This is a genomic window from Actinomyces denticolens (genome assembly GCF_002072185.1).
In the GTDB taxonomy this organism is placed as follows: domain Bacteria; phylum Actinomycetota; class Actinomycetes; order Actinomycetales; family Actinomycetaceae; genus Actinomyces; species Actinomyces denticolens.
In genome coordinates this window covers 58,728-67,054 of record NZ_MVIW01000016.1, presented here as the reverse complement: position 1 = coordinate 67,054, position 8,327 = coordinate 58,728, and the positions used below count along the sequence as shown (strand labels likewise).

10 protein-coding genes are annotated in these 8,327 nt (G+C 74.1%); all 10 read left to right on the top strand.

The window, feature by feature from the left end; all coding sequences use genetic code 11:
* On the top strand, window positions 1-1,097 hold a 1,097-nt coding region (locus B1H55_RS06310), incomplete at its 5' end, for a sensor histidine kinase (RefSeq protein ID WP_080461640.1).
* Window positions 1,094-1,813, top strand: a complete 720-nt coding sequence (locus tag B1H55_RS06305) for a LuxR C-terminal-related transcriptional regulator (RefSeq protein WP_231952793.1) — start codon at window positions 1,094-1,096, stop codon at window positions 1,811-1,813. The genes B1H55_RS06310 and B1H55_RS06305, both read left to right, overlap by 4 nt.
* A 14-nt stretch (window positions 1,814-1,827) precedes the next feature.
* On the top strand, window positions 1,828-3,042 hold the full coding sequence (locus tag B1H55_RS06300; RefSeq protein WP_077240926.1) for an exo-alpha-sialidase: 1,215 nt from the start codon (window positions 1,828-1,830) through the stop codon (window positions 3,040-3,042).
* A gap of 141 nt (window positions 3,043-3,183) precedes the next feature.
* Window positions 3,184-3,885, top strand: a complete 702-nt coding sequence (locus tag B1H55_RS06295) for an L-threonylcarbamoyladenylate synthase (protein WP_371836540.1) — start codon at window positions 3,184-3,186, stop codon at window positions 3,883-3,885.
* Window positions 3,882-5,111: an MraY family glycosyltransferase gene (locus B1H55_RS06290; protein ID WP_077240442.1), complete on the top strand. Its 1,230-nt coding sequence runs from the start codon at window positions 3,882-3,884 to the stop codon at window positions 5,109-5,111. The genes B1H55_RS06295 and B1H55_RS06290 overlap by 4 nt, the downstream gene beginning before the upstream one ends.
* The gene (locus B1H55_RS06285; RefSeq protein WP_077240441.1) at window positions 5,108-5,587 is read left to right on the top strand and encodes a hypothetical protein; all 480 of its coding nucleotides are present in this window, start codon (window positions 5,108-5,110) and stop codon (window positions 5,585-5,587) included. The genes B1H55_RS06290 and B1H55_RS06285 overlap by 4 nt, the downstream gene beginning before the upstream one ends.
* A gap of 130 nt (window positions 5,588-5,717) precedes the next feature.
* Window positions 5,718-6,527: a F0F1 ATP synthase subunit A gene (gene atpB, locus B1H55_RS06280; protein WP_073451363.1), complete on the top strand. Its 810-nt coding sequence runs from the start codon at window positions 5,718-5,720 to the stop codon at window positions 6,525-6,527.
* A 112-nt stretch (window positions 6,528-6,639) separates the two neighbouring features.
* The gene (gene atpE, locus B1H55_RS06275; protein WP_073451362.1) at window positions 6,640-6,843 is read left to right on the top strand and encodes an ATP synthase F0 subunit C; all 204 of its coding nucleotides are present in this window, start codon (window positions 6,640-6,642) and stop codon (window positions 6,841-6,843) included.
* Between the two features lie 18 nt (window positions 6,844-6,861).
* Entirely contained in the window at window positions 6,862-7,458 is a 597-nt protein-coding gene (locus B1H55_RS06270; protein ID WP_073451361.1) for a F0F1 ATP synthase subunit B, read from the top strand.
* Window positions 7,455-8,270 (top strand): F0F1 ATP synthase subunit delta, encoded by an 816-nt coding sequence (locus tag B1H55_RS06265; RefSeq protein WP_073451360.1) that lies wholly within the window; start codon window positions 7,455-7,457, stop codon window positions 8,268-8,270. Before B1H55_RS06270 ends, B1H55_RS06265 begins: the two co-directional genes overlap by 4 nt.
* Window positions 8,271-8,327: the final 57 nt, after the last annotated feature.

Below are 8,327 nucleotides of genomic sequence, written 5' to 3'. Positions count from 1 at the left end.
AGGCGGGCGCCGCGGAAACCGCGCCGCGCGCCGCGGGGCATCCGGCCGACGCGGGCGGCTCCCCGGGCGGCTCGGGCGGCGGGGCCTGGGCGGACCGCCTCCGGGCGGCCCTGCGCGGGGACCCGGTCGGCGACTCCAACCGGGCGCTCCAGGGCGCCGTCATCCTCCTCGCCGCAGCGATCCTGCTCGCCTTCTGGCGCTTCGGATTGCTGCCGCGCACCGGGGCGCTCCTACCGGCGCTCGTCATCGCCATGGGCGCGGGCCTGGCGTGGTCCCAGCTCGACGCGGTCACCAGCCCCGGCGGGCCCCGCGACCGCTGGGCCCTCGCCCGCCTGGCCGCCGGACTCGTCCTGGCCGCCACCGGCATCCTCGTATGGCTCGCCTCCGACATCCCGCCGCGCGCCATGCTCACCGGCGGCCTGACCGGAGGGGCCCTCGTGCTGGGCATCGCCACGATCCTCGCCCCCTTCTGGCTGCGCACCAGCCGCGATCTGGCCGCCACGAGGACCGCCGAGGCCCGCGCCGCCGAGCGCGCGGACATCGCCGCCCACCTCCACGACTCCGTCCTGCAAACCCTCACCCTCATCCGCAAGCGCGCCGACGAGCCCGAGACGGTGGCGCGCCTGGCCCGCTCCCAGGAGCGCGAGCTGCGGGCCTGGCTCTACACCGACCGCCCCGAGGCCGGCACTTCCGCGGCCGATGCCTTCCGGGACCTCGCCGGGGAGATCGAGGACCTCCACGGGGTGCCCGTCGACGTCGTCTGCGTCGGGGATCGCACTCCGGACCGCGACACCGAGGTCATCGTCGCCGCCAGCCGCGAGGCCCTGTCCAACGCCGTGCGCCACGGGGAGCCCCCCGTCTCCCTGTACGTGGAGGCCTCCGAGAGCCTCATCGAGGCCTTCGTCCGGGATCACGGCCCCGGCTTCGATCCCTCGGACGCCCCGCCCGACAGGCACGGCGTGCGCGAGTCCATCATCGGCAGAATGGAGCGATATGGTGGAACCGCGCGGATCCGACGCCTCGCCAATGGCACCGAGGTCAGGCTCGCGCTCCCCGCCCACGCGGCCTCCCGCCAGACCCAGGAGAGCACGTCATGACCCACGCCCAGGCGCCCGGAGGCGGGCGCCGATCCGATCCCCCCGCGCCGTCGGGCGCCCCGGTCCTGCGGGTGCTCGTCGTCGACGATCACGCCCTGGTGCGCTCCGGGGTGCGCTCCGAGCTCGCCGCCCACGCCCCGGACATCGAGGTCATCGCCGAGGCCGACGACGTCGAGGGCGCCATCGCCGCCGTCCGCGCCCTCGCCCCCGATGTGGTCCTGCTGGACGTCCACCTGCCCGGCGGCAACGGCGGGGGAGGGGCGGAGGTCGCCGCCAACTGCGCGGACGCCGCGGGGACCCGCTTCCTGGCGCTGTCCGTCTCCGACGCCGCCGAGGACGTCGTCGCCGTCATCCGGGCGGGGGCCCGCGGCTACGTCACCAAGGCCATCTCCATCGAGGACCTGGCCATGGCGATCAGGCGCGTGGCCGCCGGGGACGCCGCCTTCTCCCCGCGCCTGGCCGGATTCGTCCTCGATGCCTTCGGCGCCCAGGCCGGCGAGGTCGCCGTGGCCGACTTCGAGCTCGACCGCCTCTCCGCGCGCGAGCGCGAGGTCATGCGCCTCATCGCCCGGGGGTACACCTATAAGGAGTGCGCCTCCGAGCTCTTCATCTCCATCAAGACCGTCGAGACCCACGTCTCCGCCGTCCTGCGCAAGCTCCAGCTGTCCAACCGCAATGAGCTCACCCGCTGGGCGGCCGCCCACCGCATCCTGTGAAGGACCCGCTCGCCATGCCCCTGCCCCCCGAGCGCCTGGCCACCCTCACCGCGCCGCTTGGCGCCGACGGCGCGCCCGCGGGGATCCTCCGGGTCCCCGCGCTCATCACCGCGCCCGGCGGCGGCCTCCTCCTCGCGCACGACCTGCGCCCGCGCCCCGAGGGGGACGCCTGGCGCGGCGCGGGAGGGGCCCTGCCGGACGATCTTCCCAACCCGAATCGCCTGTGGCTGCGCCGCTCCACTGATGGCGGCGCCACCTGGGCCGAGCCTGTGCCGCTGGATCCCGATCCCGCCCTCCTGCCCGGCCTGACGGGCGTCTCGGACCCCTCGCTCATCGTGGCCGACGACGGCGCCGTCCACCTGCTGGCCGCGGCCGGCTCGGACGTGGGCCTGTTCGGCGCCCGGGCTCCCAGGCGGTACTGGACGCCCGGCGAGCCGCCCGAGCCCGGCACGATGCGGCTGCTCCACGCCGTCTCCGGCGATGGCGGCCTGAGCTGGCGGTGGCGCGACGTCACCGATGCGGCCCTGCCCAGCGAGGACTGGCCCGACGGCGCCGTGATCTTCCCGGTCTCCGGGCACGGCCTCGCCACGGCGACGGGTCTCGTCCAGCCCGTGGTCGCCGCCCTCGCCCCGCGCCCGGACGGCTCGCGGCCCCTGCGCTCGGCCTGCCTCCTGTCCGGTGATGGCGGCCTCACCTGGCGCCTGGGCGCCCCGGTCCCATTGAGCGACGGCGCCGCCGCGAGCCTGGCCGGGGGCGCCGCCACGAGCGGGACCGATGAGCACGCCATCGCCTCCATCATCGCCTCCGCCGGGGATCTGCTCGTCATGAGCGCGCGGGACGCCGCCTACGGCGGCACTCGCCTGGAGTCGACGAGCGCGGACGGGGGATCGACCTGGTCGCCCCCCGAGGAGATCCCCGCGCTGCCCGACCCGGGCTGCAACGCCGGCCTCATCAGCCTTCCGGACGCCACCCTGCTCCTGTCCCACGCCGCCGACCCCGCCCATCGGCGGGGCGGTCGCCTCTCCGCACGGGGAGCGGACGGCCAATGGCGGGCGCGCGTGGACCTGACCGGCCCCGAGGAGCCCTTCGGCTACTCCGATCTCGCGCTCGTCCCCGCGGCGCCCGCGGGGCGGGGGCCCGGCGTCATCGTCGTCCACGAGGCCGACGGCGGCCTCGTGGTCCGGAGGGTCGCGCTCGCCGCGCTCGCGGCGGAGGACGGCGCCGTATGAGCCCCGCCGGGACCGCCCTCGTCGGCTGACGCGGCCGGCCGACACGGCCGTCGGCACGTTCGGCCGGCACGTTGAGCGGCGCCCGGGCGCGGGGCCGGGCCCTCGGCCGACCCCGGTCCGATCCGTGCGAGGATACGGGGCGTGACCCTCGTCAACCCCCCCACCAGCGCCCGGACCGCCGCCATCGATGCCGCGGCGGCGCGCGCCCGGGCCGGAGGACTGGTCATCCTGCCGACGGACACGGTCTACGGCATCGGCACCGCCGCCGCCGATGCGGGCGCCGTCGCGCGCCTCCTGGACGCCAAGGGCCGCGGCCGCCAGATGCCCCCGCCCGTGCTCGTGGCGGGCCGCGACCAGCTCGACGGCGTCGTCGTCGATCCCCCTGACGCGGCGCGCGCCCTCATGGACGGGTTCTGGCCAGGCGCCCTGACCCTCGTCCTCGACGCCGCGCCCGAGCTGGCATGGGACCTGGGGGAGACCGGCGGGACCATCGCCGTGCGCATGCCCGACCACCCCTTGGCCCTGGCGCTCCTGCGCGCCACCGGCCCCATGGCGGTCACCAGCGCCAACCCCACCGGGGAGCCGCCGGCCACCGACGCCGCCGGTGCGAGGAGGGCCTTCCCCGGGCTGGTCACCGATGACCCCGGCGAGGCCGAGGGCGGCCGCCCCGACATCCTGCTCATCGACGGGGGACCCACCCCCGGCCCCGTCCCCTCGACCATCGTCTCCCTGGCCGGCGATGACGCCGTCAGGCCCCGCGTGCTGCGCGAGGGGCGCATCCCGGCCGCCCGCATCCGGGAGGTGCTCGCAGGCGCCGCGCGGGCTGGGGAGGACCGCGCATGAGGGTCTACCTTCTCATCCTGCTCATCGCCGCCGCGGCCACCTACATCTCCGTGCCGATCGTGCGGCATATCGCCCTCGTCTCCCATGCGCTGACCCCCGTGCGGGACCGGGACGTCCACACCTCGCCGATCCCCAGGCTCGGCGGCGTCGCCATGTTCGTGGGACTGGCGACCGCCATCGCCGTGGCCTCGAGGATCCCCTACCTCGCCGGCACGATCGATGCCAGCGCCGGGGCGGTGGTCATCGGTGCGGGACTGGTGTGCCTCCTGGGCGTCGTCGACGACCTGTGGGAGCTCGACTGGATGACGAAGCTCGCGGGCCAGATCCTCGCCGCCGGCGTCATGGCCTCCAAGGGGGTGCAGCTCATCACCTTCCCCGTGGGAGGGCTGACCATCGGCTCCTCCCGGCTGTCCCTGGCAGCCACCGTGCTGGTCATCATCGTGGTCATCAACGCCGTCAACTTCGTCGACGGCCTCGACGGCCTCGCCGCGGGGATCATCGGGATCGGCGCCACGGCCTTCTTCATCTACGTCTACATCCTCACCAGGGCCACCAGCCCCCAGGCCTACACCTCCCTGGCGGCCACCATCATGGCCGCCCTCATCGGCGTGTGCCTGGGCTTCCTGCCCCACAACTTCCACCCCGCCACGATCTTCATGGGCGACTCCGGCTCCATGCAGCTCGGGCTGGTCTCGGCGGCCGGCACGATCATCGTCACCGGCCAGATCGATCCCGGAACGATCACCGGCTCCTCGGCCGTGCCCGTGTTCCTCCCCCTCATCCTCCCCGTCGCCATCCTCCTGCTGCCCCTGGCCGACATGATCATGGCGGTCACCCGCCGAACCCTGGCGGGCAAGAGCCCCTTCCACCCCGACAAGCTCCACCTGCACCACCGGCTCCTCGCGGGCGGGCACTCGCACCGCCGGGCCGTCCTCACCATGTACCTGTGGGCCGCCATCGGCGCCTTCTCCGTCGCAGCGCTGGCCGTCCTGCCCTGGCAGCGCGTGGCCTGCGGAGCCCTCATCGCCGTCGTCATCGCGCTCGCCCTGACCACGGACCTCATCCCCGGCATCGGCCCCGGGGCCAGGAGGCGCGCCCGGCACCAGGCGCGTCGCGCGCTCCGATCCGCGGCGCCCGGGCGCGTCCGCCCCCATGCGACCCCCGATCGCGCCGATGCGCCCCGAGGCCCCGACGCCGCCGTCCCCACGAGCGGGGAGCGCCCGTGAGCGCGCCCGAGGGCGCCGGGAGCGCCATCGCCCAGCCCACCGCGGCGGTGTTCCGCAGGGCCGGGCGACGGGTCGCCATCATCGGAACAGTGACGGCCGTCACCACTTTTGCCGCGGGCGCTGCCGGCGGTGGTCGGGCCCTGGCCGGAGCCGCCTGGGGCAGCGGCGCGGGACTGGCGCTGACCCTCATCACCGCCGTCGTCCTGCTCGTGCCGTGGCAGCGCTTCCCCCTCCTGGCCTCCGGCGGCGTCATGCTCTCCTTCGCCGCCAAGATCGCCGTCATGGTGGGAGTGGTCCTGCTGGCCGGGCCCCATCGGGAGGAGTTCTCCGGCACGTGGTTCCTCGCCTCCCTGGCGCTCGCCCTCATCGTGGTGACCGCCGTGGAGGTCGTGACCCTGGCGGCCGGGCGGACCCTGGTCGTCGAGAGCGAGAGGGGCGCAGATCCCGCGCCATCGCGCCCCGCCGATGCGAGATGACTGTCGTCGCGCCGGGCAACGTGGAGTAATGTGGTGGGCGCGACGTCAGTGATCGCCGCCCCCGGCGGGCCCCACCGGCGCCCTCGCCCTGATCGATCGCCCCGGACTGCCTTGAGGAGGCCATGTGTCAATGAGCGCGACTCTCGTGGCCGGCGCGCTCGCGCCCGCCTCGCGGGAGGGCTTCGAGCCGCCGTCGATCTCCGACTTCTTCCCGGAGGGCTTCGCCTTCGTGGGGACGCCGTTCGAGATGAACCGCATCATGATGATCCGCCTCATCATGACCGGCGTCCTGGTCCTGTTCTTCGTGATCGGGGCCTCCCGGGCGCGCGTCGTGCCCGGGCGCTTCCAGGGCGTCTGCGAGATGCTCATCGACTTCGCCCGCGTCAACATCGCCGAGGAGATCATCGGCAAGCGCCGGGCCGCGCCCTACGTCCCGATCATCACCACGATCTTCCTGGGCGTGCTGTTCCTCAACATCTCCGGCGTCATCCCCGGGCTCAACATCGCGGCCACGAGCGTCATCGGCATGCCGATCGTCTTCGCCGTCGTCGCCTACGTGGCCTTCACCTACGCGGGGATCAAGAACCACGGCGTCTTCGGCTACCTGCGCTCCCAGGTGCTCCCCGGGGGCGTGCCCAAGGCGCTGTGGATCCTCATCATCCCCATCGAGTTCTTCTCGAACCTCGTCATGCGACCGGTGACCCTGACCATCCGACTCCTGGCCAACATGGTCTCGGGCCACTTCCTCCTGGCGCTGTGCTACGCGGCGACCAACGCCCTGTTCATCCACGCCGCCGGGGCGCTCAAGGGCCTGGGGGCGCTCACCTTCGGGGCCTCGATCGCCTTCGTCTTCTTCGAGCTGTTCGTCGCCGCCCTCCAGGCCTACATCTTCGCCCTGCTCACCGCCGTGTACATCGACTCCTCGATCAACACCCACTGATCGCCCCCGCAGCGGACATCGACCGCCCACCGACAACCCAATCACCAGCAAGCCACCCGGGCCCACCCGGGAACGACGAGAGCCCTCGTCAAGACCCACAAGGAGAAGCAACATGACCGGATCCATCGCGACCATCGGCTTCGGCCTGGCCACCCTCGGCCCTGGCATCGGCATCGGCATCCTCGTCGGCAAGACGCAGGAGGGCACCGCCCGCCAGCCCGAGGTCGCCGGCGCCCTGCGCACCAACATGTTCATCGGCGCGGCCCTAATCGAGGCCCTCGGTCTGCTGGGCTTCGCCGCGGGCTTCGCCTTCTGATCGGCGACGGTCATCCCCATGGCCCCCGTCATGATCACCACCCTCGCCGCGGCCGCGGAGTCGGGGGAGGAGCACAGCCTCCTCCTGCCCCACACCTATGACCTGGTCTGGGGCACGATCTCCTTCGCCATCGTGGCGCTGGTGCTCATCAAGTACGTCCTGCCCCGCTTCACGAAGGTCCTCGACGAGCGCACCGCGCGCATCGAGGAGGGCCTCGCCGTCGCGGACAAGGCCAAGAAGGATCAGGCCGGTGCCGAGCAGCGGGCCGCCCGCCTCGTGGAGGAGGCGCGCCGCGAGGCCGCCTCCATCCGGGAGAAGGCCCAGAGCGAGGCCGCCTCCATCGTGGCCGCCGCCCGTGCCGAGGCCCAGGGCGAGGCGGGCAAGGCCCTCGACGCCGCCCAGCGCCAGATCCTCGCCGAGCGCCAGGCCGCGCAGATCTCGCTGCGCACGGAGGTGGGCCTGCTCGCCTCCACACTCGCCGAGCGGATCGTCGGCGAGCAGCTCAAGGACACCGAGCTGTCCAGCCGCGTCATCGACCGCTTCCTCGATGAGCTCGAGGCCGCCCCCGCGACCCCGGGCGTCGACGGCGGCGCCTCCGTGGAGGAGCTCCGGTGAATCAGGGCACAGCCGCGACCCGCGCCGCCACCCGCGCCGCCTGGACCCCCGTCCTGCGCGACGCGGGCGCCTACGGCCAGGAGCTGGGCCAGCAGATCCTGGCCATGGCCCACGAGATCGCCGCGAACCCGCTGCGCGGGCCGCTGACCGATCCCGGGCGCAGCGGCGAGGACAAGGCCGCCCTCGCCTCCCGGCTCTTCTCCGGCCGCCTCGACGAGCGCGTCGTCGAGCTCCTGCGGGGCATGGCGCGCGGGCGCTGGTCCAAGCCCGTCGATCTCGTCTCCGCCCTGCACGACCTGGGCATCGAGGCGATCCTCGCCGGTGCCCACGCCGATGGCACCGTGGCCGACATCGAGCGGGAGGTCTTCGAGGCCTCGGAGATCATCGGCCAGGACCGCGAGCTGCGCGAGGCCCTGGAGCCCTCTCGGCGCACTACCACCGAGCAGCGGGTGCGCCTGGCGGATCAGGTCTTCGGACCGCACCTGTCCGCCCCCGCCATGAGCCTGGTCCGCTGGTGCGTGCGCCACCACGCCGAGGGCGGGCCCCGGCGCAACCTGCGCCGCGTGGTCGAGCGCGCGGCGGCCCTCCAGCGCCGCAGCATCGCCGATGTCGTCACCGCCGCCCCCATGACCAGCGCGCAGGAGGCCCGGCTGCTGGCCATCCTCACCAAGCGCCTCGGCACCGAGGTCGAGCTCAACACCTCAGTCGATCCCGCCGTCATCGGCGGGGCGCGCATCACCATCAAGAGCCACATCATCGACCACACCGTGCGCAGCGCCGTCGCCGACCTGCGCGCCCAGCTCGCGGGATGAGCCCCGTGTCCCCCCACCGGGCGCAGGCCGCCCCCACCGACTCAATGCTTCGTGAAG